The sequence below is a fragment of the Pseudanabaena minima str. Chao 2107 genome, from assembly GCF_051131155.1.
In the GTDB taxonomy this organism is placed as follows: Bacteria; Cyanobacteriota; Cyanobacteriia; order Pseudanabaenales; family Pseudanabaenaceae; genus Pseudanabaena; species Pseudanabaena minima.
This window is the reverse complement of the sequence record NZ_CP159508.1, coordinates 4863644-4886751: the sequence shown is the minus strand read 5'-3', so window position 1 is coordinate 4886751 and position 23108 is coordinate 4863644. Positions and strand designations below refer to the sequence as shown.

At 41.5% G+C, this 23108-nt stretch carries 26 protein-coding genes and 2 pseudogenes; 14 read left to right on the top strand and 14 right to left on the bottom strand.

Annotated elements, in window-relative coordinates; genetic code table 11:
• Positions 1-69 precede the first annotated feature (69 nt).
• Positions 70-1113 carry a phosphate acyltransferase PlsX gene (gene plsX, locus ABM313_RS22080; RefSeq protein WP_434688555.1) on the top strand — a complete coding sequence of 348 codons (1044 nt, stop codon included), beginning with the start codon at positions 70-72 and terminating at the stop codon, positions 1111-1113.
• 150 nt (positions 1114-1263) lie between these two features.
• A complete protein-coding gene (locus ABM313_RS22075; protein ID WP_434685275.1) occupies positions 1264-2247 on the top strand; it encodes a beta-ketoacyl-ACP synthase III in 984 nt (327 codons plus the stop codon).
• A 29-nt stretch (positions 2248-2276) separates the two neighbouring features.
• Here ABM313_RS22075 and ABM313_RS22070 read toward each other — a convergent pair whose 3' ends face one another.
• From ABM313_RS22070 to ABM313_RS22045, 6 genes are all read right to left on the bottom strand, one after another.
• A complete protein-coding gene (locus ABM313_RS22070) occupies positions 2277-3326 on the bottom strand; it encodes a hypothetical protein (RefSeq protein ID WP_434685274.1) in 1050 nt (349 codons plus the stop codon).
• 357 nt (positions 3327-3683) lie between these two features.
• A complete protein-coding gene (locus ABM313_RS22065) occupies positions 3684-4559 on the bottom strand; it encodes an alpha/beta fold hydrolase (protein WP_434685273.1) in 876 nt (291 codons plus the stop codon).
• A 70-nt stretch (positions 4560-4629) separates the two neighbouring features.
• Positions 4630-5367 (bottom strand): phosphoadenylyl-sulfate reductase, encoded by a 738-nt coding sequence (locus ABM313_RS22060; RefSeq protein WP_434685272.1) that lies wholly within the window; start codon positions 5365-5367, stop codon positions 4630-4632.
• Between the two features lie 197 nt (positions 5368-5564).
• On the bottom strand, positions 5565-6296 hold the full coding sequence (locus ABM313_RS22055) for an NUDIX hydrolase (protein ID WP_434685271.1): 732 nt from the start codon (positions 6294-6296) through the stop codon (positions 5565-5567).
• Positions 6272-6859, bottom strand: coding sequence for a nicotinate-nucleotide adenylyltransferase (locus ABM313_RS22050; protein ID WP_434685270.1), 588 nt, complete (start codon positions 6857-6859; stop codon positions 6272-6274). The genes ABM313_RS22055 and ABM313_RS22050 overlap by 25 nt, the downstream gene beginning before the upstream one ends.
• Positions 6860-6867: 8 nt before the next feature.
• Positions 6868-7308: a DUF29 domain-containing protein gene (locus ABM313_RS22045; protein WP_434685269.1), complete on the bottom strand. Its 441-nt coding sequence runs from the start codon at positions 7306-7308 to the stop codon at positions 6868-6870.
• 42 nt (positions 7309-7350) lie between these two features.
• Here ABM313_RS22045 and ABM313_RS22040 point away from each other — a divergent pair, with 42 nt between their 5' ends.
• From ABM313_RS22040 to ABM313_RS22030, 3 genes are read left to right on the top strand one after another with little or no spacing between them, the layout of a single operon-like run.
• The gene (locus ABM313_RS22040) at positions 7351-7500 is read left to right on the top strand and encodes a hypothetical protein (protein WP_434685268.1); all 150 of its coding nucleotides are present in this window, start codon (positions 7351-7353) and stop codon (positions 7498-7500) included.
• Complete coding sequence (locus tag ABM313_RS22035) at positions 7467-7769, top strand: nucleotidyltransferase family protein (protein WP_434685266.1); 303 nt, start codon at positions 7467-7469, stop codon at positions 7767-7769. The genes ABM313_RS22040 and ABM313_RS22035 overlap by 34 nt, the downstream gene beginning before the upstream one ends.
• Positions 7759-8103: a HepT-like ribonuclease domain-containing protein gene (locus ABM313_RS22030; protein WP_434685265.1), complete on the top strand. Its 345-nt coding sequence runs from the start codon at positions 7759-7761 to the stop codon at positions 8101-8103. The genes ABM313_RS22035 and ABM313_RS22030 overlap by 11 nt, the downstream gene beginning before the upstream one ends.
• 81 nt (positions 8104-8184) lie before the next feature.
• Here the strand turns inward: ABM313_RS22030 and ABM313_RS22025 are convergent, their stop codons facing one another.
• Both ABM313_RS22025 and ABM313_RS22020 read right to left on the bottom strand, forming a co-directional pair.
• Positions 8185-8901 carry a hypothetical protein gene (locus tag ABM313_RS22025; protein ID WP_434685264.1) on the bottom strand — a complete coding sequence of 239 codons (717 nt, stop codon included), beginning with the start codon at positions 8899-8901 and terminating at the stop codon, positions 8185-8187.
• On the bottom strand, positions 8898-10049 hold the full coding sequence (locus ABM313_RS22020) for an AAA family ATPase (protein ID WP_434685263.1): 1152 nt from the start codon (positions 10047-10049) through the stop codon (positions 8898-8900). Before ABM313_RS22020 ends, ABM313_RS22025 begins: the two co-directional genes overlap by 4 nt.
• A 153-nt stretch (positions 10050-10202) precedes the next feature.
• Here ABM313_RS22020 and ABM313_RS22015 point away from each other — a divergent pair, with 153 nt between their 5' ends.
• Positions 10203-10709 (top strand): hypothetical protein, encoded by a 507-nt coding sequence (locus ABM313_RS22015; protein ID WP_434685262.1) that lies wholly within the window; start codon positions 10203-10205, stop codon positions 10707-10709.
• A complete protein-coding gene (locus ABM313_RS22010) occupies positions 10706-11092 on the top strand; it encodes a hypothetical protein (protein ID WP_434685261.1) in 387 nt (128 codons plus the stop codon). The genes ABM313_RS22015 and ABM313_RS22010 overlap by 4 nt, the downstream gene beginning before the upstream one ends.
• Positions 11093-11098: 6 nt before the next feature.
• On the opposite strand, the pseudogene ABM313_RS22005 reads toward ABM313_RS22010, so the two are convergent.
• A pseudogene (locus tag ABM313_RS22005) lies at positions 11099-11608 on the bottom strand (GNAT family N-acetyltransferase).
• Positions 11609-11614: 6 nt separating this feature from the next.
• Positions 11615-11926, bottom strand: a complete 312-nt coding sequence (locus tag ABM313_RS22000; protein WP_434685260.1) for a DUF1778 domain-containing protein — start codon at positions 11924-11926, stop codon at positions 11615-11617.
• 136 nt (positions 11927-12062) lie between these two features.
• On the opposite strand from ABM313_RS22000, the gene ABM313_RS21995 reads away from it, so the two are divergent.
• Both ABM313_RS21995 and ABM313_RS21990 read left to right on the top strand, forming a co-directional pair.
• A complete protein-coding gene (locus ABM313_RS21995; protein WP_434685259.1) occupies positions 12063-12323 on the top strand; it encodes an AbrB/MazE/SpoVT family DNA-binding domain-containing protein in 261 nt (86 codons plus the stop codon).
• Positions 12311-12640: a type II toxin-antitoxin system PemK/MazF family toxin gene (locus ABM313_RS21990; protein ID WP_434685258.1), complete on the top strand. Its 330-nt coding sequence runs from the start codon at positions 12311-12313 to the stop codon at positions 12638-12640. The genes ABM313_RS21995 and ABM313_RS21990 overlap by 13 nt, the downstream gene beginning before the upstream one ends.
• A gap of 3 nt (positions 12641-12643) precedes the next feature.
• Here the strand turns inward: ABM313_RS21990 and ABM313_RS21985 are convergent, their stop codons facing one another.
• Both ABM313_RS21985 and ABM313_RS21980 read right to left on the bottom strand, forming a co-directional pair.
• Positions 12644-13990: a nicotinate phosphoribosyltransferase gene (locus tag ABM313_RS21985; RefSeq protein WP_434685257.1), complete on the bottom strand. Its 1347-nt coding sequence runs from the start codon at positions 13988-13990 to the stop codon at positions 12644-12646.
• Positions 13991-14193: 203 nt separating this feature from the next.
• Positions 14194-15105, bottom strand: a complete 912-nt coding sequence (locus ABM313_RS21980; protein ID WP_434685256.1) for a LysR family transcriptional regulator — start codon at positions 15103-15105, stop codon at positions 14194-14196.
• A gap of 91 nt (positions 15106-15196) precedes the next feature.
• Between ABM313_RS21980 and ABM313_RS21975 the strand changes: the two genes are divergently transcribed.
• The 3 genes from ABM313_RS21975 to ABM313_RS21965 all read left to right on the top strand — a co-directional run bounded on the left by ABM313_RS21975 (position 15197) and on the right by ABM313_RS21965 (position 18482).
• Entirely contained in the window at positions 15197-15907 is a 711-nt protein-coding gene (locus tag ABM313_RS21975) for a type 1 glutamine amidotransferase domain-containing protein (RefSeq protein ID WP_434685255.1), read from the top strand.
• Between the two features lie 79 nt (positions 15908-15986).
• Complete coding sequence (locus ABM313_RS21970) at positions 15987-16625, top strand: NADPH-dependent F420 reductase (RefSeq protein ID WP_434685254.1); 639 nt, start codon at positions 15987-15989, stop codon at positions 16623-16625.
• Positions 16626-16766: 141 nt separating this feature from the next.
• Positions 16767-18482 (top strand): eCIS core domain-containing protein, encoded by a 1716-nt coding sequence (locus ABM313_RS21965; RefSeq protein ID WP_434685253.1) that lies wholly within the window; start codon positions 16767-16769, stop codon positions 18480-18482.
• A 704-nt stretch (positions 18483-19186) separates the two neighbouring features.
• On the opposite strand, the pseudogene ABM313_RS21960 reads toward ABM313_RS21965, so the two are convergent.
• Positions 19187-19537, bottom strand: a pseudogene (locus ABM313_RS21960) (methylated-DNA--[protein]-cysteine S-methyltransferase); the annotation flags it as partial.
• A gap of 152 nt (positions 19538-19689) precedes the next feature.
• Between ABM313_RS21960 and ABM313_RS21955 the strand changes: the two are divergent.
• Both ABM313_RS21955 and ABM313_RS21950 read left to right on the top strand, forming a co-directional pair.
• On the top strand, positions 19690-21603 hold the full coding sequence (locus ABM313_RS21955; RefSeq protein ID WP_434685252.1) for a lipase family protein: 1914 nt from the start codon (positions 19690-19692) through the stop codon (positions 21601-21603).
• Between the two features lie 40 nt (positions 21604-21643).
• A complete protein-coding gene (locus ABM313_RS21950) occupies positions 21644-22153 on the top strand; it encodes a hypothetical protein (protein WP_434685251.1) in 510 nt (169 codons plus the stop codon).
• A gap of 19 nt (positions 22154-22172) precedes the next feature.
• On the opposite strand, the gene ABM313_RS21945 is transcribed toward ABM313_RS21950, so the two are convergent.
• Positions 22173-23054: a methylated-DNA--[protein]-cysteine S-methyltransferase gene (locus tag ABM313_RS21945; RefSeq protein ID WP_434685250.1), complete on the bottom strand. Its 882-nt coding sequence runs from the start codon at positions 23052-23054 to the stop codon at positions 22173-22175.
• Positions 23055-23108: the final 54 nt, after the last annotated feature.

The window sequence follows — 23108 nt, the reverse complement described above, 5'->3', positions numbered from 1 at the left end:
AAAATTTTTGCAAGGTTTAATAAAATTCTTTACAGTTTTAGTCAGAAAACGCAGACAGGATCGCAAAACGTGAGAATTGCAGTAGATGCGATGGGTGGGGACTTTGCCCCACGCGAAATAATCGAAGGAGCAATATTAGCTCAAGCCCAATTGGGTGTAGATATCGCGCTAGTGGGAGATCGCGACATTCTCGCTAATTACCTCAAGCAACATAACTATCAAGAAAGCGATCACCTTGAGATCGTGCCATCAGAAGGGATCATCGAAATGGACGATGAACCTCTAGAAGGATTGCGCCGCAAGCCCAACTCCTCGATCGCCGTTGCCATGAACTTAGTTAAGCGCAAGCAAGCTGACGCTGTAGTTTCGGCAGGACATTCGGGTGCAGCTATGGCAGCCGCTCTATTACGCTTAGGACGCTTATCGGGTGTAGATCGTCCAGCGATCGGCGCACTATTTCCTACACAAGTCGCGCATAAACCCGTATTACTGCTCGATGTCGGAGCAAATGTGGACTGTCGCCCCAAGTTTTTAGAGCAGTTTGCCATCATGGGATCGCTCTATAGCCAATATGCGATCGGCATTAAAGAGCCTAAAGTTGGTTTGCTCAATATCGGCGAAGAAGCCTGTAAGGGCAATGAACTCGCAATTCGTGTTCACCAAGCACTACAAGACAATCCCCAAATTACCTTTGCAGGCAATGCTGAAGGGCGTGACATTCTTAAAGGTCATTTTGATGTGATTGTTTGTGATGGTTTTGCTGGCAATATTGTCCTCAAATTTGCTGAAGGTGTCGGTAATGCCGTCATGCAAATTTTGAAGGAAGAGCTGCCTAAAGGTTGGCGGGGCAAGTTGGGCGCATTAATTTTGAAACCTAATCTCAAAAAGGTGAAAGAGCGCATTGATGCCGATGAGTATGGTGGAGCTTTATTGCTCGGTGTAGCAGGTATCTGTGTGATTAGTCATGGCAGCTCTAACTCTGTGAGTATTCGTAACGCCATCCGTGTTGCTAAGGATGCAGTCGATAACGGCGTACTCGATCGCATTCGTGGTCAAATCAAGCCCAAGGTATCTGTCCCTGCGGACGACACTCCTGATGACCCACCAACTTAGCCCACTTTCGAGATCGGCTAAATTTCTCTATTTTTATGGAAACGGTTTCTCGGCAAATATTTCCATAAAAATAGAAGTTTTATTTCAGCGCAAAGCGCTGTAACACTTTTTATTCAGCCTTTATCCAGCTATTCAGACTAAATACAGCCAATGACTAATATTGAATCTTCTCTCGTCGGAGTGCGTTTTGTCGGAAGTGGTTCCGCAGTACCAGATCGCGTACTTAGCAATCACGATCTCGCGCAGATGGTAGATACCACTGACGATTGGATTGCCTCGCGTACAGGCATCAGAGAGCGTCACATTGCTGACGGTGAGAATGATTCGGTGGCAAATCTGGCATCCCAAGCAGGGAGGAAGGCGATCGCCGCCGCAGGGATGACACCCGAAGATATTGACCTGATTATTTTGTCCACCTCAACCAGTGATGACTTGTTTGGGACAGCAGCCAGAGTTCAAAAAATCTTGGGAGCTGAACGAGCCGTTGCTTTTGATCTAGTGGCTGCATGTTCAGGATTTGTATTTGGTGTAGTCACAGCTTCGCAATATATCCGCACAGGAGTTTATAAAAACATCTTGTTGATCGGTGCAGATGTGCTTTCGCGTTGGGTCGATTGGCAAGATCGTCGCACTTGCATTTTGTTTGGTGATGGCGCAGGAGCTGTCGTTTTGCAAGCTAGCAGTGAAAGTAAGCCCCAAGATCATCTCTTAGGTTTCGAGATGCGAAGTGATGGCAAGGGTAATGATTTACTCAATATCAATTATTTGGGGCGTAGCACCTTTGAGCCTATCAGTATGAATGGTCAAGAAGTCTATCGGTTTGCAGTAAGGCGCGTTCCTGAAGTGATTGAAAAATCATTGCACTATGCCCATCTAGAAGTTCATGATCTCGATTGGCTAATTTTGCATCAAGCTAATCAGCGCATTATTGATGCTGTAGTCAACCGTTTTGGCATCGATCCCGCTAAGGCAGTCAGCAATATGGGTAAATATGGCAATACTTCCGCCGCCTCAATCCCGATCGCCCTTGATGAGTGGGTACAGGCTGGCAAAATTCAACCCGATCATTTAATTGCGATCGCAGGTTTTGGTGCAGGCTTAAGCTGGGGTTCAGCAGTATTGCGTTGGGGATAACAAAAAGGATTGCAAAGCAATCCTTTTTGTTATACTCTTAGGCGATTTTTGGGAATCCATTTACTTAAACCTGTCAAGCGATCGCGCCAAGTCACACAGTCCCGAACCTCCTCAGGCAAAAGGCTTGCCATATATCGCAGTTCTGTATCAGAGAGAGGCGATCGCCCACAGAAAAAGGGATGTCTAGGTTTACGACTGCAATAGCCAAAGAAGATCGCTGAGCGATCAAATTTAGTGGGGGGCTTGCCGCGATGATAGTATCGTGCCGTATCTACAAAAATCACTGTTCCAGCTTTGCCCGTGCAGGTTTTATACCAATTTTTCTGCATATGTTTGGGTAATATCTCTTGAATTTCATGATGAAACGCAGTTTTATAACGGCGTATAGATCTAGTCTTCAAGGTTCTACATAGAAATTCATTTGCTTCAGGAGTGGCGCATTCAAAGGGACCACCATCCTCGTTTACATCATTGACATAAACGCCTATTTTGATCATTTGCCAGTCTTCTTTATCCTGATGCCATTTCCGAGGACCAGATTCTCTGCCATCTGGAATACTGTAGTAGTAAGACAAACCGTCGTAGGCAACGGGTAGCTTGAGGTAGTTTTCAATAATGCGTAGAAGTTTGGCATCTGCGCCCCATAAAAATAATTCTGGGTAACGCATAATCTGCTCTGCATTAATGTTGAGCGTATGCTTGCCTACATACAGAGGATTTTGGGCATTTAATTTAAGTTCTTGCGAAATATTTTGGGCAGCACTAAAAAAGCGATCGCTATTAGGAATTGCTAAATCATCTAAAGTTGCCATTGCAACTCCATATTTTTCTAGCTCTTGGACAATTTTGCACTCTTCAGGTGTTGGTCTATGGAGAAAGGGTTGATAATCTTGGATAAATCTTTGATAGCGCGGATACAATACTCTTTGCTCAATCACATCAAGATTGCTAATAAATAGAGCGATATCCGATGGAGCGCTGACTGCTCGTTGCCATAGTTTATCTATGGTTTGATATGCCTGAGATATGATTTGTTGATACATCCGAATAAAACCTTGGCAATGATCATTAAAATGCACTTGTCTCAGATTTTACGGAGGACTGACAAAATCGTAAAAAAGTTCCTACTTTTATGATCTTAAAATTCTACAAAAAACTTTAAACTATAACTTGCCAAAACGTTACTTTATTTTCTTTTCTTTTTAGATTTTACATGATGACTATCGCCATTTTCAGCACTTTGCACTAAAAATTAACGTGAGTTCGACATCGCCATTTGCGGAGGGCAAAGCACACCGCAAATGGCAGAAGATGGTAAGAATCGCTTGGCGATTCTTACCATCTTCTGCCTTCACCAAACCGACGTAAAATTAAATTCTAAAAGAAATTCTAAAAGATTAGAGACGATGCGAAGCGTCGTCTCTAATCTTTTAGAATCAAGCTAGCCAACTTAAAATTTCATGGTTGACACGCTCAGGATGATCATCATGAGCGCAATGTCCCAATCCTTCCAAATACATTAAAGTTGCATTAGGTGCATATTTCACTAATCGCTTCCCTTCAGATGGTGGAATTAAGCGATCGCAACTTCCCCATAGAATTAGCAATGGAACTTGTAATTGAGAAAGAGCTTGAGTTAAGCTCGGTGAATAATTGGGTTGATTAATGCTGCGATTGAGACGGAGAAAAGCTTCAGCAGCTTGGCGATCGCGAGCAGGTTTAGCAATAATTTCCACTAATTGATCATCTACTCGACTGGGATTGCAATAGACAATTCCCTTAAGAACTAAACGAATCGTAAAGGGCTGACGCACTAAATGGAATAGTGGTTTAACCAGAAATGCCGAGACTATCGCCTTAACCGTGCGTTCAATTGGTTGTAATGCTTTGGGAACCATATCGTTAAAAGCAGCAATATCAGGCAAACTGATGACGACCACACCCGAAGCAATTTCAGGATGATGACTAGCAGCGATCGCCGCAACAAGAGAACCAATCGAGTTGCCAATAATCACCATTGGCACATTAATAAACTTCTGCCAAAACTGAAAAACTTGCTCTACCCATAGATGAATCGAATAGCGCGTCGGTGGTTTCTCTGAGCCGCCAAAGCCTAATAAATCAATTGCATAGACCGTATGATTTTCCGCCAAAGCAGGAATATTGCTCCGCCAATGATCGATCGCTGCCCCAAATCCATGAATTAGTAAAATTGGTGGCTTTTGTCGCTCAGAATTTTTTGCTCGACAAAAGCCATAACGCGATCGCCATCCTCGAAAGTACCAGTCGCGATATTGCATTCCATTAGCCATGTTGATCACTTTAAATCTTCTTGCGAACAATACTTAAATGATAAAGGCTCGCTTTGCGAGCCTTTATCATTTATTCGCCTTTTGCACGAACCAAACGACCGTCACTGGTGACATGCAATCCGCATTCTTGATTACTCATCTCCCACCACCAACGACCAGCGCGAAGATCTTCACCCGCTTGGACGGCTCTGGTGCAAGGCGCACAACCAATGCTAGGGAAGTTCTGATCATGGAGAGCATTATAGGGAACTGCATTAGCATGAATGTACTCCCACACTTGATCATTTGTCCAATCAATTAAAGGATTGATCTTGGCAATGTTGCGATCGCCATCTAGCTCAACAGTCTCCATTGTGGAACGGTTGGCTGTTTGGTCGCGACGTAGCCCTGTAATCCAAGCATCCAAACCTTTAGTCGCACGACCAAGTGGCTCTACCTTGCGAATGTAACAACATTGCTTGCGGTTTTCAACACTGTCATAAAACAGATTAATTCCCTTAGCGCTGACCATCTGCTCAACAGCCTCAGCCTGTGGGAACATGATTCGCAATTGAAGTTGAGGATATTTTTGTTGAACTTTAGCAATTACTTCATAGGTTTCAGCATTCAATCGACCTGTATCGAGGGTGAACACATGAGCATCGGGCTTGATTTTGGAGATCATATCGATCAAGGCGACATCTTCGGCTCCAAAACTCGAAGCTAGCGAGATCTTTTCATAGTTACCGAGCGCCCATGTGAGTACTTCTTGAGGGGTTTTGCCCTTGAGTTGAGCGGCGGCGCTGTCAATGTCTGTTTGTAAGGTCATTAGTTACTTGGTGAATGCGCTGACTTAAAAATATTAGAACCTACGCAAAAACACTCTGAAAGCATCATTTAACCGTAAAGGCGATTCATGAGTTGCCCTTACATTTCGTCCTTTTGCGTAAGTCTTAAATATAATTTTACTATAGTGGTTTTCATTTTGCCGCAGGTAAAATGAAAACCACAAATCCTTACAGTAGCCTAAATAAACACCATTGGTTTATTCTTAAATGGAGCAAAAGCTTCTGCATCAAAGCGGTAGAGACTAGCAGGACGACCTGCTCCCCTTGAAGTTTTGATACCAGTATCGCTAAGGAATCCAAGCTTGAGTAAACGAGTGCGAAAGTTAGAATAATCAGAAAAATTCTCTCCAAGCACTGTTGTATAAAGTTGATAGAGATCACTTAAAGTGAACGCTTCAGGCAAGACATCAAAAGCCACAGGACTATATTCAAGCTTGTTACGAAGGCGGCGATGTCCATATTCGAGAATACGATTATGATCGAAGGCGAGTTCGGGAACTTGCTTGACGGGATACCACGCGATTCCACTGACTCCATCGGCAATTAGTTCCGCTTGAGAGAATGGAACTAAAGCAAAATAACTAACAGATAGATAACGCACGGCATAGCTATCAGGAGCTTCACGAGGATCGCGTCCAATATCACCAAAGGTAAAGAGTTGTTCTAAATAGAGATTTTTAGCACGAATTTTTTCAGAGAGAATCCGATAGGCAGCTTCTTCGAGGGATTCACCTTGACGCACGAGTGTCCCAGGTAAGCACCAGCGATCGCGATAGGGTTCATGTTGGCGCATTACCAGTAGCACCAATAGACGATTCTGCTCGGTATCTACGGAAAAGATCACGTTGTCAACACCGACCTTAAAATCTGCTAGGGGTTTGGGGGCTATGGGGCGGGACTTGTCTGCCATGCGTAAAGCGACTCTCGTTGGATATATGCTGCGACTGTGGGTATTATGACTGAACTGTTGCCATTGTTGCGATAGTCTGACGAAGAAACGTTAGGTATTGAGGTGGAGTCTGGGGCGATCGCCACTTCAGTACCCATACTTACAAGGCAATCAATATCAGCAGTAGCAATGCTTACACCTTGACGAGGCACGACTAGCAGCTTAACTTGATGCAACAAATCTTGGGCGCGATACCATGTAGGCAATTGCGGCACAAGGTCGCCACCGATGACGAGGGTAAAGTTTGCATGGGGCAAGATTTGTTTGGCTTTCTCGACGGTATTAATTGTACGCGGATCGCTAAGTTCGGGATGCAAGCTAATCGTTTGAGCAGGTGGTTGGATGGCGGCGATGGTTAGCTCCATCATGGCGATGCGATCGCTTAGGCTTGCTTGATGCGTTTTGAATGGGTTGTCTGATACCCAAACGATTGTGCGATCGTAATGGTTATTAAGCCATTGCAAGATCTGTTGATGTCCAATGCTAGGTGGATCGGCGCTAGTTCCAAAGAGAGCAATGTTCATTTGGGTGTTTAGGAGAGAAATTCTGGATCGAGGATTTGAGCGATCGTATATGGGCATTCAGTCGGAAATGTCTGTAGAGGTTTCTGTGTTTCCTTTGCTGCATCTCTCCGCGCCCGTCGATAGTATTTCTCTATCCATTCTGCATCTTGAAGAAATCTGTGCAAACTGGGGGTGTCTTCCAAACAGTCTTGAATTTTGTCTCGACAATTAGAAAGTGTGTTATTCCAACTCGGTGTTCTTTTCTCAGGTTGGTACTGATATTTAAGTAAGTGCATTACAAGCACCTGAAAATAGCTACTGAGTTCTTTTTGTTCGCTACGTCCCAATGCTTCCAATTCCTCGATCAAATTTTTTACGTCCAATTCTGCCCAACGACCCTTCTGTAGGTACTCAGCCTGTTGCTGTGTCCATGTTAAGAAGTCTTGTTCATAACTTGCTACTTTTTCCATAGTCTAGTTTGATGGGTTGCCTATCTGAAAAGCGATATATGCATGTTAAAGCATTTTTTGAGGCGATCGCCTTTCTCAAAGCTAAAAATCAATAGCGATCGCCAAAATTTTCAAGTCAATGTAATAATTATGGCTAAGCCATTTTGGTTTGGTGACTTATGGAGAAATTACTTAGACGTTCGGATGTCATAAATACATTAACTAATCATCAAGTAGAGCTTGAACAACTTGGTGTAAAATCCTTACACTTGTTTGGATCTGTCGCTAGGGATAAGGCAACCCCTAATAGTGATATAGATTTTTTGGTAGAGTTTGAACAGTCTGGTGGATTATTTCAGTTGTTCAAGCTGCAACATTTCCTTGAGGATTTATTCCAGTGCAAAATTGATGTTGGTACAGAAAAGTCTTTAAAGGAACATTTACGCACACCTATTAAGCAGGATCTTATCAATGTCTTCTAGGGATTGGCAATTGAGAATTGGCGATATTTTGGATGCAATCGCCGATATTGAGCAATGGACATCAGATAAAACGATGCTGGAGTTTGGTCAAGATCCTATTCTCTCGCAAGCAATTTTGTATAAATTTATTGTTGTGGGTGAGGCTGCTGCAAATATTCCTGAAGAGATTAAAATTCAATATCCAAATCTCCCTTGGCGATTGATGACTGACATGAGAAATGCAATGGCACATGAATATTTTCAAATTGATTTGGAGCGTGTATGGAACACCCTGACTTTTGATCTTCAGCCTTTAGTTGCTGAACTTCGGCAAATTCTAATAGATAACAAGTAACTGATCAATCGCCTTTCTCAAAGCTAAAAATCAATAGCGATCACAAAAATCCTCAAGACAATCAAAACGGCGATCGCTTTTCTACATCCTGTCCCATATATCCAGTAAATACTTCAGACTCGATAAATGACTGGTTGATCTACATCTTTTAATCAGTGCATCAAGATATTTCTTATCTTCAATGGTCTTAGGTCTTTCTTTTTTATAAAACAAGCCAAATTCTCGCAAATATTGCTTGAGGTATTTCTCGTGAAATCTTGATTTTGTAATATATTCAGGTGGATAATTCATTAATTCGGGATCGTTGGTGAGAACGTCATAGTAAGGTTGAAAAACTGAGAAAAAGTCGGAATTACCTTTGGCTGAGTATTGATAGGGAATATCAGCATTGCCTAGCGCCCAAGTTTCAAGGCAACAATTTTGAATGATGATGTGAAATTCTGTGTTTTGAGTTTGATCTATGCCCAGTTTGGTTTTGAAGTCTTCTAATTTGGTGTAAATTTCATCGAATCTAGTTTGATAAGGATCATCTTCTGAGTCTACACAAATGAAGAAATGATCGATGTTGTCATAGTTTCTGATGTCTAGTAAACATTCTTCTAAGAGGGAGCTTCCTCCATAGATTTTGGGAACGCTCACCATATTGGGATAGCCATTACCTGCGATGATTCGACATGAGTTAGTAGTCATATCTTCAGGTTTTTCTACAAAGTTGATCTCAGGGAATAGATGCGATAGCCAAGCTTTGTAGACTTTCGGTTCGGTTTTGCCTCCTTCAACTAAGAACAAGAGATTCACGCAGTTTGTTCCTCATGTTCGAGTAAGTTAATTAGTTGCGTGAATTTGTCTAAGCTAGATGCTGTATTGAGTTCAGGAATATCTACAGCTTTTCTGGTTCTGATTGTGCCGTTGGTTCTGCTCACTAATTGCCAAGTTTTCCAAGGGATGTTATTGATGATGTAGGGATGATGGCTGGTTAGGATAAATTGAAGGTTAGGAGAGTTGTCTAAAATGAAATCTGTTAACTGGGGCATACAGTTAATGCCTAAGCTATTCTCAAACTCATCAATGATAATTACTGATTCATCAGGTGCAGCAAAAATATCTATTAAACAAGTTAGTACACGATACATACCAGACGATATTGCTAACTGAGAAATCCAGTTTGCTGAACCTCTCTCTAGAATTTCAATTAAAAGAGTATATCTATTATCGGATCTTAGCTCAGCATTGACTCTGACATCTTCTACATTAGGAAATATCTCAGTATAAACATCTTTTATTTCATCAAAAGCTTTAGGGAAATTTTTTTCTAGATAATAAGCCGTGAGGACTGTAGGAGCATCTACAGCTTCTTCTTTGAATTCTTTTAGATGAATAAATTCATCTGAGTTTTCTATCTCATAATCTGACAACACAAGCTTGTTGCTGGGATCAAATCCAATCGAGGCAATTAAATCTTGAGGTATTACTTTAACAATAAATCTTTTGAATGCCTCAGTTACAGGTGCTATAGATTCTTCTTCTGCTAAGAGACTGATTGCACTTTCTGTTTTCTTAAACTTTCGCAAATTTTCACCATTTAATTTCGACCTTGTTTTGCTCCGATGTAAAATCTCTATTTCTGCGTTATCATCAAACTTAATAAGCTTTTCTTCTGAAATTTCGACTTTTACTTGTTCACTTGAGAAAGAGTCTTGAATAGAATTCGTTGTGATTTCCCATCTATAATCTTGCCCTAAATGAGAAAAATCAATAGTCCACTCTAGATTTTCTAACGGTAGGACTTTACCCTGTGCAACATTGAAAATGAGCGCAAGTGCTTTGAGAATTGTTGTCTTTCCAACGCCAGAACTACCAACTAATAAGTTCAAATTGTCAAATTTAATTTCACTTAACCGCCAGTTTTGCGTGTTATTTCTAAAGGTGAAACTTTTGATTTTCATGGTTGTTCAAAACTAGGGGGAATATCGCGACTATAGCGATGCAAATATTGGCGACTTTAAAAATAAATAGGTGTTTATCATTAAGATACACTTAAGTCCAACACAATATCTGATATAGACTCTAAAAACTCTGACCCAATCATTTTAGCTGAATTGGCTAATGGTTTCCCAGCAATTACTCCTGTATTTGGGGCTACCTTAGCCGAAGCTTGTGCTGTTTGCCTAAGCGATCGCGGACATCCTCAAGGCATAAACCTTATAGTTGAAGGCGACTTTCAAGAAGTATTTAAGTTGTACTGGCAACCCGTCACACAACAGATGCTTCGATGTTGGAATGATTTAGAATATACAACAGAGCAAGCAGCTTACGGTATTGCTTTTATGATTATTACTAGGCTCACAGACTTTACGGTTATTGAGCGATCGCGCAAAGGTACAGGATTTGATTACTGGCTAGGTACTGAAAATGATGATTCTCTACTTCCATTTCAAAACAAAGCAAGATTGGAAATATCAGGTATTCGCGCAGGTGACGAAAAACGTATCAATATCAGACTCAAGCAAAAACTAGAACAGACTAAACCTTCTGATGGCTTACTACCTGCTTATATTGTAGTAGTTGAATTTAGCAAACCAATAGCAATCACAGCAAAAAAATGACCCAAGTTAATGTATTACATAGAGAAGCAATGGACTTAGCAGAATTGGCTCAAGTAGCTAAACTTAGAGGTGAAGTAGAACAATCTAATCATCTACGGAGACAGGCATTTACCAAAGAATCAAGCGCCGCTGCTTTAATTGCTAATCATTGGGAATCTGAACCAACCCGTTCAGTTTTACATCGTAGTGCTGCATCTTTAGCGATCGAATGTGGAGAATTTGAGATTGCTAACAGGCTAATTGCAACGGCTCTATCAGGCAATCCACCAGCCGAAATTGCCGAAGAATTACAAGATTTGTTCATTCAAATTAACCTCCGCCAATATTTAGAACGTCGAGGTGTGGATCTAGATGAAGAGAAATTAGCTAGTTTAGTTAGATAGATCAGCCTAGATTAAAGACGAAATTGCATCGTTGATTGTAATCATCAAAGTCATCGGCGCAATAGGCGAAACCGTAAAACCACACTTCTCATAAAATTGCTTTGCCTCTTCAGAAATTGCTTCCACTAAAATTGCTCTAATTCCCGCAATTTCAGCAGCCTGTAAAGTACGAAGTATCGCATCCCTGAGCAAGGCTTTGCCAATTCTCTTACCCTGCCAATTAAGATCAACTGCCAAACGTCCAATAATCATTACAGGAATAGGATCGGGCATATTTCGCTTAACTTTGCCTGTGGAGATTGTCTGCGCGATCGCACCATTCGCTAGGCAATAATAGGCGATAACCACCTTCTCAACTGTAACAACATAGGTTCGCGAAGCACCTTGCAACTCGTTTTTTAAAGCTCTATGTTTCAGTCAGTCATTGAGTTGAACATTTCCACAATCAAATTGATCGATTTGATGCGATGCATTGAGTTTTTCTGGTCGATTAAGAACCTGTTCTAATTCGGACATCACAGATTAATCCCAAGGAGCATTAGCAGTAAGCAACTGCCGCAGATTTTCATTGGGCATGACAGGCGCATCTAGACGGTCTAGAAATTGTTGAAATCTCTGCTTATCGACATCAAATAAACAGCGATCGAGTAGAACGTCCTGTGCTTTCTGATAGGCAGAATCTAGCATAAACTCCGAGCGACTTTTTCCTTGCAATGTTGCTGCGCGATCAATCAAGTCTCGCTGGTTTTGACTAATCCGCAGATTAATCGACAGGTCGCGAGCTTTACTTGCGGGTTTATTCAGATCTGTCGTTTGTTGAGATGGCGTAGACATAACTAATCTCTGAAACACCTTTTCATAAACAATCCTAAGGCTTTGTATATACAATGTCAATACATCATATTCAATTAGCAATTTTCATCAAAAGTAGCTACAATGTAATTACTTTTTGCTTGAAAGTTATTTGAATATGAGTATAGCTATCAGAACTCGCATCATTAAAATAGGGAACTCACAAGGCATCCGTATTCCCAAAACCTTGTTAGAACAAAGTGGAATTCAAACAGAAGTTGAAATTAGTGTTGACGGCGATCGCTTAACTATTCGACCTCTACAACAATTGCGGACTGGTTGGGATCAAGCTTTTGCAGCAATGGCAGCATATCAAGACGATGTGCTTTTAGATAAAGTTAATCCAACAGAATGGGAGCAGACTGAATGGGAGTGGTAGCTAAGCGGTTTGATGTTTTTCTGGTTAATCTCGATCCTATGATCGGTAGCGAGATTCAAAAGACTCGCCCCTGCGTGATTGTTTCACCAGATGAGATGAACCGCTATATTTCCACAGTGATTATTGCGCCGATGACAACTAAAGGCAGAATCTATCCCACTCGTGTTATTTGTCAGTTTCAGGGTAAAGATGGACAAATAGTCCTCGATCAAATTCGCACAGTGGATAAATCTCGATTGGTGAAAAAGATTGGTCAAATTAGCCAACATGAGCAAAGGGAAGTTCTTGATATTTTGGCGGAAATGTTTGCGGAATAGCTCCTAAGCCATGTCAACTTTTACCAGAACTGTCTCTGGATTAGCAATATTGCGAACTGCTTGAGGCAAGGACTGTACAGAATTACGAGTACGTTTGGCGATCGCATCTAAATCATCCAAAGGTTTCAATAATTCGCCATTGTGCATGATCAGTTCTAAGATAGGTTGCTCATCGTGTTGAGGAATCGCGGAAATATGGGTGAGGCGATCACCAATTACTACACCATTCTCGAAACTACGCCAGACCTGTTTACGACTAGCGATCGATTGCTTGCCGCTTGACTTTTTGGAAACAGGAATATTATCAATTTCCACTAACTTATAAACTCCATTTACGGGCGCACCTGTGACTAATTTTGTGCCGATGCCATAGCCATCAATGGGCGCTCCTAATGCTTTCAAGCGAAGAATCTCGGCTTCGTCAATATCGCCACTGGCAAAAATGGCAGCATCAGGTAGAAGTGCTTTTACTTCTTTAGAAACTGTTGCCATATCACCTGAGTCAATGCGAACTCCTTTTACTTGCATCTCACCAGATTTGACCTTCTCGGCAAGATTACGAGCAGCAGCGATCGTATCAAAGGTATCAATTAGAAGAGGACTCTCAGGAAAAACTTGATGGAAAGCACTAAAGGCTTGGGCTTCACTACCTTCCGTTGCATTCAATGCCATGACCAACGCATGAGCCATTGTGCCGCTAGGTTGTTTGCCGAGTTTCAGGGCAGCTAGTACATTAGAGGTAGCATCCATGCCTGCGGCGAGGGCGGCTCTGGCTGCCCAAAGCGAAGCTTGGGGACTGAAGGCACGTCTTGTGCCAAATTCTAAAAGGGTAATGCGATCGCCTGCAACATCACGCATTCTCGCGGCTCTAGTGGCAATTAAGGTTTGGTAGTTGATCGTGTTTAAGAGGTAAGTCTCAACTAGTTGTGCTTGCCAAAGGGGAGCTTCAATTCTTAAGAAAGGCTCATTGGCAAACATCGCTGTTCCCTCTGGTACTGCCCAAAGATCGCCCTCAAAGCGGAAGTTCGCTAGCAATTCCCAAAAGCGGCGATCGGCACTAGCAAAGATTCCTGTTGCTTGCAAAGCGGTGATTTGCTCGGAGGTAAAATGCAGATTTTGCAAGTATTCCACTGCTTGGGCAATACCCATTGCAATTAAGTATCCAAATCCCTCAGGAAGGCGACGCACAAATAACTCAAAACTAGCCCGTTTGCGATCGCATCCTTCATGCACATAGCAAGCACCCATCGTCAGTTGATAAAGGTCTGTGAGCAATCCATATTCATCTGTAGCGATGTTTAAAGTATCGGATTTCAGGCTCACAGCAGGATTGACGGTTATCGCGCTCATGGCTTTAGTGGGGTAGTTTTGTGTATATCCTTATTATAGTTATTTTTACCAAAATTGCAAGTATTTTTTGTTTACAAAGTTTGAAATTGCTAACAGCTAAAATTATGTAACTTAGATGTTTAGAGTTTTTTATAGCTAAAATATAGATGATAAAACCTAAAATTCATGTATTAATCCTTACATCAATTATAGTAGATACAACTTTAAATATTGACTGCAATTTCAGTAAAAAGCTGGCATAACCATTTATGGGTGCTTTGATTGGTTGTGCTTTGATGCCAGCGCATGACTACGGAAAAGCCATCAATTTCTAAGGGGCAAGGAAAAACTTTGAGGTTCAAGTCCTTAGCAAAAGCGATCGCAATTCGTTCGGCGAGAGTAGTAATCAAGTCTGTACGCGCAATGATAGAGGGTGCAACCAGAAAATGAGGAATAGAAAGTCTGATATTACGGCTGAGCCCTTGAATTGCAAGGGTATCATCAACTCTCCCAACCATATCTTCCTTGATCGAAATGAGGAGATGGGAAGTTGTGAGATATTCTTCTAACGACAGATAATCTTGAATTAAGGAATGGTCTTGACGACAGGCACAAACAAAGCGCTCTTGAAAAAGTAATTGTTCTTGATGCCAAGGAATCTGTTCAGGAAATACACCACAGATCAGATCGACTTTGCCATTATCTAACAAATCAAATAACTGCTGCCGATCGCCTGTACGCACTTGGATTTTAAGATTTGGGGCAGCCTGTTCTAATTTCTCTAACAATGGTGGTAACAGCACAAATTCCACATAGTCAGTCATGCCGATCGCAAATACGCGATCGCTAGTCATTGGCTCAAAACTTGCTTCCGATGACAGCGCTATCTGAATCTGTTGCAAAGCAGGTTGAATTTGGTTTGCTAAGGCGATCGCAACGGGTGTAGGTTGTAGTCCTGATTTTGCCCTGATGAATAATTCATCTTGAGTCAGATATCGCAATCGTGCTAGAGCGTTACTAGTGGCAGGTTGGCTCAAGCCAATGCGTTCTCCCGCACGGGTGACATGGCGATCGCGCATGAGAGCATCAAACACTACCAATAGATTGAGGTCAATCTGACTCAAATTAAAATTCATACTATGAATGATTTTTATATAAATTATCCATTGGACAAATAAATGATACTCGATCCACACTTGTTGTAGTGATTTTTGATGCAATCCAAACATGAGCAAACAAATTCTCTTAATTGTTGCCAATCCTTCCACTTCAACGACTTTAGGGATTCCCGTTGGCTTCTGGGCTGCGGAATTGATTCATCCCTATGATGCATTTATGAATGCAGGATGTCAGGTGACGATCGCTAGTCCCAAGGGCGGTAAAGTGGAATTTGATAGCTTGAGCGATCCCCGTGATGCTTCGGGTTATTCCAAGAATGATCTGCTGTCCCTGCAATACATCAATCAACCAGAATTTATGCAATTGCTGGAAAACACGCCTGCGATCGCTACGCTCAATATCAATGATTTCGATGCGATCGTAGTCTGTGGTGGTCAATCGCCGATGTTCACCTTCCGCCAAGATCAAAATCTCGTCCAACTTTTTAGCAGCTTCTATGCAACGGGTAAACCAACGGCGGCGCTCTGTCATGGCACTTGTCTATTATTGGAAACCAAACTCCCTAATGGCGAATATTTAATTCAAGGTAAGTCGATTACAGGTTTTGCTAATAGTGAAGAAGACTATGCGGATCAAGTTGTTGGTCAGAAAGTAATGCCTTTTCGGATTGAAGATGAAGCAAAACAATTAGGGGCTAATTTTGTGACTCAAGCACCTTTTTCTCCCCATGCGATCCGTGATGGTAATTTGATTACAGGTCAACAGCAAAACTCTGGTTCAGAAACTGCAAAATTAGTATTAGAAGCATTAAACAAGTAAGGAAGTGCCGCGCTTCGCGCGGCACTTCCTTACTCAAAAATCATTACTTCTTTGGCACTACCGCATTAGGAATAACTTTATGAAAATTGCATTCATTGGCACTGGTAATGTCGGCGCACCCCTAGCCGATCACTTACAAAAACTCGGACATCAAGTATTCATCGCTGCCCGTGATCCGCAATCCAAGTCAGTTTTAGAAGCCACCAGCCGCAATTCTGAACTGATCGTCAAATCTCCGCTAGAAGCTGTCCAAGAAGCAGAAATAGTGTTTTTAGCAACTCCTTTTAATGCGATCGAGACAGCACTTGCTCCTGTGAAATCATTGCTGGATGGCAAGATTTTAGTGGATTGCACTAATCCTGTTGGTGCAAATTTATCGCATGGTTTGCAAAGTCAAGCCTCTGGAAGTGAAACCATTCAAGAATTTGTGCCTAATGCTCCTGTGGTGAAAGCCTTTACTATTTATGGCTATGAGAACTTTGAAGATAGTACCTATGCTGACTATGGCGATTTGAAACCTGCGATGCTAATTGCAGGTAATGATCAGTCTGCCAAAGAGGCAGTAAGTTCTCTCTGTTCGCAATTAGGATGGGAACCAGTAGATACAGGTAAATTATCCATGAGCTTACATTTAGAACATATGACTTTGCTATGGATTCAGATGGCAAGAGTTCAAGGCAAAGGCTCAGGATTTGTTTGGGCAATGTTGCAGCGTTAGTTCTTATGCTCGAAATGCCAAGATAAGACCTAAAAGGAGCATTGCAAATGTATAGCTGCTTATGCAAGAATAGAAATGGTAATATAAAGCGTATTGTTGAAACAAACCCTTTAAGAGTAATTAGCTGTATAGGTATATGGCATGAGACTTAGAAAAGAAAAACCTTTACAAATATTTTCCACTAAAAAGTCAACGACCTTAAACCTGCAAACTAGACCATTTGCACCCGTTAAGTCAGAAGAATCAGATCCGATTGAAATACAAAAAGCGTCAAGGGGTACTCAAAATCATCAGTCAGAAAATTTATTACAAAGACTGATCGATATGCAGATAACCGAATCGCGATCGCCTATCGATGTAGTCCAAAGAAAAAATCGTAAGCTAATTTCAAGAATGCAACCTCAACATGAGATAGCATCGAGTCAAATTCAGGCAAAGCTGAATATTGGCGAGCCAAATGATAAATATGAGAAAGAAGCAGATACTACTGCGGCTAAGGTAGTGCAGAAAATTAATTCATCACCGCAGGGGAGATCTGTCCAAAAGCAAGAGTCAATGGAATCTGAAGATGAAGAATTGCAAATGAAGCCTGAGATTTCTAAGATTCAGCGACAAGAGGCGATGGAAGACGAAGACGAAGAATTACAAACAAAGTCTTTGGTGCAGAGACGGGAGAATCTGAAAGGTGGGGAGGCTTCAACGGACTTAGAGTCATCGATTCAGCAAGCAAGGGGTAGTGGTCAATCTTTAGATCCCAACCTTCAATCAAAGATGGGGCAAGCGATGGGTGCAGATTTTAGCGGCGTGAAAGTGCATACAGATTCGCAATCTGACCAACTCAATCAATCGATTCAAGCGAAGGCTTTTACCACTGGGCAGGACATATTTTTTAGACAGGGGGCATACAATCCCAGCAGTAAGAGCGGTCAGGAGCTAATTGCTCATGAGTTAACACACACTGTGCAGCAAGGAGCAGCTAGTAAAGTAAGAAGTAAAGTCCAAAGAAATATCCAGAATCCTAATTTGATTCAACGCAATCCATTTATGCTGATGGAGGGCTATCATCTTCTCAAAAATACATCCAGAGATATTTCAAATACCTATATCAAGAATAAAGGGACTGATGCTCAGAAAGAGGTTGCCGAATGCGTGAAAGAAATTAGATCCATTATGGAAAATCCTCATGTTCGGAGTATAACCAGTGGTTATTTCAGTACGATATTAAGTAAAGCAAAAAGCTATCTCACCGAAAACGATCCGCTAGTGGAAACTATGAAAGGTTTTATTGATATGTTAAGTGAGCTAATCACTAGAGTGCAAGAAATGAGGGAAGTCGAACATAAAAAGCTGGAAAAGAAGGGACTCTCCAGAGTTAAGAATCAAATGGTTTTATCCAATATGAGGATGTACGAGAGTAGTTCCAGCAGGATTGGTTACAGAAACGCTAACTGGGATAAAGGTGTGGCAAAGATATTAAATCAAGGTTGGATGAAAGAAAAAGGAAATAAAAAAGTACAGGTAACCCCAGGATTGAATAACGTTTCTTTAGCAAGAATGAAAGCTACAAATAAGTTAGCTTCATTACGTTATGACCGAAAGATCAAGAAAACTGAAGAATTTAATGAGTTATCGACAAAGTTTGATGAGTTGAAAACTAAAAATCTTGCCCTGTATATTTTGCTTGCATCCATTGCACCATCAAAGATAGCGACAGCCCTAGCAAAATCATTAGCAGGATCATTAGCCGGTGATATGCAAGGAGATAAAATACCTTGGTATAATCCAATGATAAAGTTGGACAATAATGAACAAAAGGAAACGGTCAAAGATAACTACAAAAATAAAAACCTCTTTTAGAACAATAACTTCAAAATGAAGACAAATGAACCAAGACAGCGCTGAGAAAACACCTATACTAAGAAATGCGAAGCGCGAAAGGACAGTCAAATCGAACAACAAAAGCCATCACTTTTCATAATTTTATTACAGAGAACCTTGTTTTCTGTAATAAAATTATGAAAAGTGCCATAGTTTGTACAAATACCTAGTTCTTCATTCATCACTACAACTCATCCTTACTTGTTGAGGACTACCGTAAGATCTATAAGATCGAGCGCACTAATGATTCTACGATGCTTCTATCATGCAAGGAGTATGAAAGTTTTTAGGAAGCTCTAGAATTATTATCCATTCCGAGATTTAGAGAAAGCCTTCAACTATCACTGCAACAAATAAAAAGCGATGAAACCTATGCTCTAGATAAGGTATTAGGAAATATCAATTGATTGATTACGAAGTTCGCTTTACAAAGGAAGATCAAGAAGATATCGCCAAGCTGACTCCTAAATCGAAGTAGAAACTTAAAGCGATTATTCAGGACACTATTATAGAAAAAAAGAGTTAGTCAGTACAAACCAAAACCCAGAAGATGAGTTGCGGTACAAACCGCCGCAACTCATCTTCTGGGTTTAAGTCCTAAGTAAACCTTGCTTTGCTATAGCATTAATCCCTATGAAGGCAAAAAACTGGTCGGAGATCTCGCTGGCTTTTATTCGATTCGCTTAAGTATGCAAGACAGAATTAGCCTCCCAGCCTAATATTGCCGTCTTGCGTTCCAATCCCCAGCGATAGCCACCTAACTCCCCTGATTCCCTAATCACCCGATGACAGGGAATCAGGAAGCTAATGGGATTGCTGCCAACGGCATTACCGATCGCTCTAGCAGCATTAGGACGACCAAGCGATCGCCCTAAACCCTGATAAGTCGTAATCCCACCAAAGGGTATTCGCAGAAGCGCTCGCCAGACTTGAATTTGGAAGTTAGTGCCTTTGACATAGAGCGTGAGGGGTGGCTGCTTGGTGGTATTTAGATTAGGAAGATGGCTAAATAAGCGATCGCAAATTGGTTGGATAATTTGATGATTTATGAATGCAATATCTCTGAACGCAATGAGGTTATTACTTTTTGCTTATTGATTAAAAAAACATGATACTATTTAGTAACTCTTTCTTTGATGATATTTGGTAGCAAATTTGCAGCGAAACCATTAGGAGTTGGCTAGACATGGGGAATATAAATGATAGATTATCGCGAATAACACCTTCAGTAAAGCCTACATCGCTTAACCTGCAAACTAGACCCTTTGCTCCACTTGCAACACAAGAAGAAGAACCTCTTTCTTCAGCCCAAGATAAACCACTATCAGAGAAATTAAAATCTTCTGAAAATATATTAGAGAAGTTAATTAATACGCCAACACCTGAATCTGCTCCATCAGTTCAAAGAAGTCCAGAGAATCGATTAAAGGTGGCAGCGCGAAAAATGGTAGTTCAGACAAAGCTGAATGTTGGTAAGCCAAATGACAAGTATGCACAAGAAGCCGATGCAACTGTGTCTAAAGTTGTTCCACAAATTAATCTGCCAATTAATCAAATAGCTCAAAATCAATCAGTTCAACTTCAAGAGGATGTAAAAGAAGAAAAGATCGAAGAGGAACAGGGAAAAAGTATAGAATTCCCAATCTTAGGTGAGTCAATTCAGAATGAGCAGTATACCAATCTATCCCATATTCAGAGAGATCTAGTAGATAAAAATGCTGCAAGCAAAGTTGACAGCTTAGATGTTGTGTATGAACTGATCGCTCATAAACTAGCCTATAAAGGTATCGATGGCATACCAGAAGACATGGGGCAGTGGCTAGATAATCAAGGCTATCAAAGGAATTGGCTTGGTACAGTCCAAGGTTCAGGTTTATTTTGCGGGTTAATCATGCCCAAAGAAGGCTCTGACAAACAACCTGTTTTGGCTTTCAAAGGAACTGACTTTGCTAAAACTGGTGATGCATTAGCTGATGCCGATCCAGTTGCAGTTGGATTTACCGCATTTAAGTTAAAACAAGATCAAATTCAAGGATTAATTAGTCAAGCTGGGGGGAAAGTGGTGGTGACTGGGCATAGTTTAGGAGGTGCATTAGCCCAACATGCTGCTTCTGCTTTTACGGGTAACATCAGTAAAGTCGTCACCTTTCAAGCTCCTGGGATTAGTCAAGAACAAGTTAGACAATTTAATAACAATGTTAATGATATGGAAGAAGATGAAAGACCAGAAGTTGTGCATCATCTTGCCACAGGTGACATCGTGGATCTCGCAGGGGGTAAGCATATTGGCGGATCAGGTTTGTATGCAGGGAAAGGAAATGCTGAATTCTTTCTACATAACTTAGAGAGTGGTGGTCCCAATAATCACACTAAATTCTTGCTCCAAGATGAAGCATTCAAAGAACAACAAGAGCAAGTAGGTATCGACGGTGAAGCCCGTGAACAAGTTGGTTTAAGGGATAGCCAAATTGGTGTAAATCAAAAAGTTGGACAGTATGATGATAATCCTTTTGCAGGCAATCAATTCATTTTTGAACGTGGTAGAGAAATGGCTGCACCAGGAGCCGCCTTATTACTGGGAGGGAAGGAAGTGGCTCAAGGGGGAATGGGACTAGCCAAGGAAGGACTGGGAAATTGGAGACAGGGAGGAGCGTGGAATAGAACTAAAGGTGTTGGCAAAATGATTGGTGGTGGTTTGGGTACAGTTGCAGGTGGTATAGGTGCTGTGGCTGGTGGCGTAGGTGCTGTGGCTGGTGGTGTGGCTGGAGCATTGGGTGGGGCGATCGCAGTAGGTGCATACGAAACAGGTAAAGGTGCGATCGAAGGTTTATCTACAGGTGCGAAGATGGGCAGCTCTGCGGGTCGTGCCTTGATGAGTGGTGGGTCTGATCTAGCAGAGGAAGGAATGAAAAATTGGAAACAGGGAGGAGTTTGGAATAAAACTAAAGGCGTTGGCAAAATGATTGGCGGTGGTTTAGGCACATTAGCAGGTGGTGTGACTGCTGGTGTTGGCGGTTTAGCTGGTGGGGCTTTAGGAAGTGTTGGTGGAGCGATTACAGGAATACCTAAAGCTTTGTGGAAACGCAGTAAAAGAAAGTAAAGATAACATTTAACAGAAAACCAAGTTATTAAAAACATTTATGCCTATAAATATTGAGAACAATGCCAAACCTAAATTACGATTTTCTAGCAAAAGAACTGGTGTTTCCATTACTTTACCAATTGGATGGCATCAAGAAAGTAGCGAAGATCCAAATCACGCTACGGATATATATTATCAATCTCTTGGAGAGCCTTACTCACCTTGCATAACCGTTAAAATCATTGAAATTCCTGAAGCTGAATACCATCAGAATAATTATCAGGAATTATCAGAGGTTTTGTTAGCGGAACAAGCACAGTCCAGCTTTTCACAAACTCTAGAAATATTAGAGCAACTAATAGAAAATATTGACGATCATGCTGCTCGAATTGATATTTTTAAGATGATTGATGCAGAAACTAAAATAGAAGTAACTCAATATCAAGTAACTATACAATTAGCAGCTTCTGTATGTGGAATAGTTGCAATTATGAAGACAGAAGATCAAGATTTTTATTTGCCTGTTTTTAATGAGGCAGTGAGATCTTTGAAATTGACAACGTATTAAGTCTAAGCTCAAAATATCCTCAGTCCGCATAATCAGACTGGCTAGCCTCCCAGCCTAATATGGCGTTTTTCCGTTCCAATCCCCAACGATAGCCACCTAACTCACCTGATTCGCGAATGACACGATGACAGGGGATGATGTAACTGATGGGATTACTACCAACAGCATTCCCGATCGCTCTAGCAGCATTGGGACGACCAAGCGATCGCCCTAAGCCCTGATAAGTCGTAATGCTGCCAAAGGGTATCCGCAGGAGCGCCCGCCAGACTTGAATTTGGAAATTAGTGCCTTTGACATAGAGCGTGAGGGGTGGTTGCTTCGTGGTATTCAGATTAGGAAGATGGCTAAATAAGCGATCGCAAATTGGTTGTGTAATTTGGCGATCGCAAATAATCTTAGCGCTTGACCATTCCTCTCGCAGCATTAAATCGGCAGCTTGATCATCCATTCCATCCAGAAAAAACAAATTACAAATACCTCGTTCGGTTGTGGCAATCAGGCAATCACCAAACATGGTTTTATGGATGCCATAGCAAATCTGTAACCCCGCACCACCAGTTTTAAATTCTTGCGGTGACATCGCTTCGAGGTTCACAAATAGGTCATGCAATCGCCCTGAACTAGATAAACCGACATCTCCCGTCAATTCCAATAAGTTCTTTGTTTCCGCAATTTTGGACTTAGCATATTCCACCGTCAGATATTGCAAAAATCTTTTGGGGCTAATCCCTGCCCATTTGGTAAACAAGCGCTGAAAATGATATTCGCTCAGATGTACATGTTGCGCGATCGCGGCAAGGTCTGGCTGTTGTCGATGGTTCTGACGAATAAAGGCGATCGCTTTTGCCATCAGTTCATAGGTTGCGCGATCGCCCATATTCTCATCTAGAAATTTGTCCATCGGGGAGTTTATAGTTTGCAATACAAGGGTTTACACTCAATGTATCAACTATTC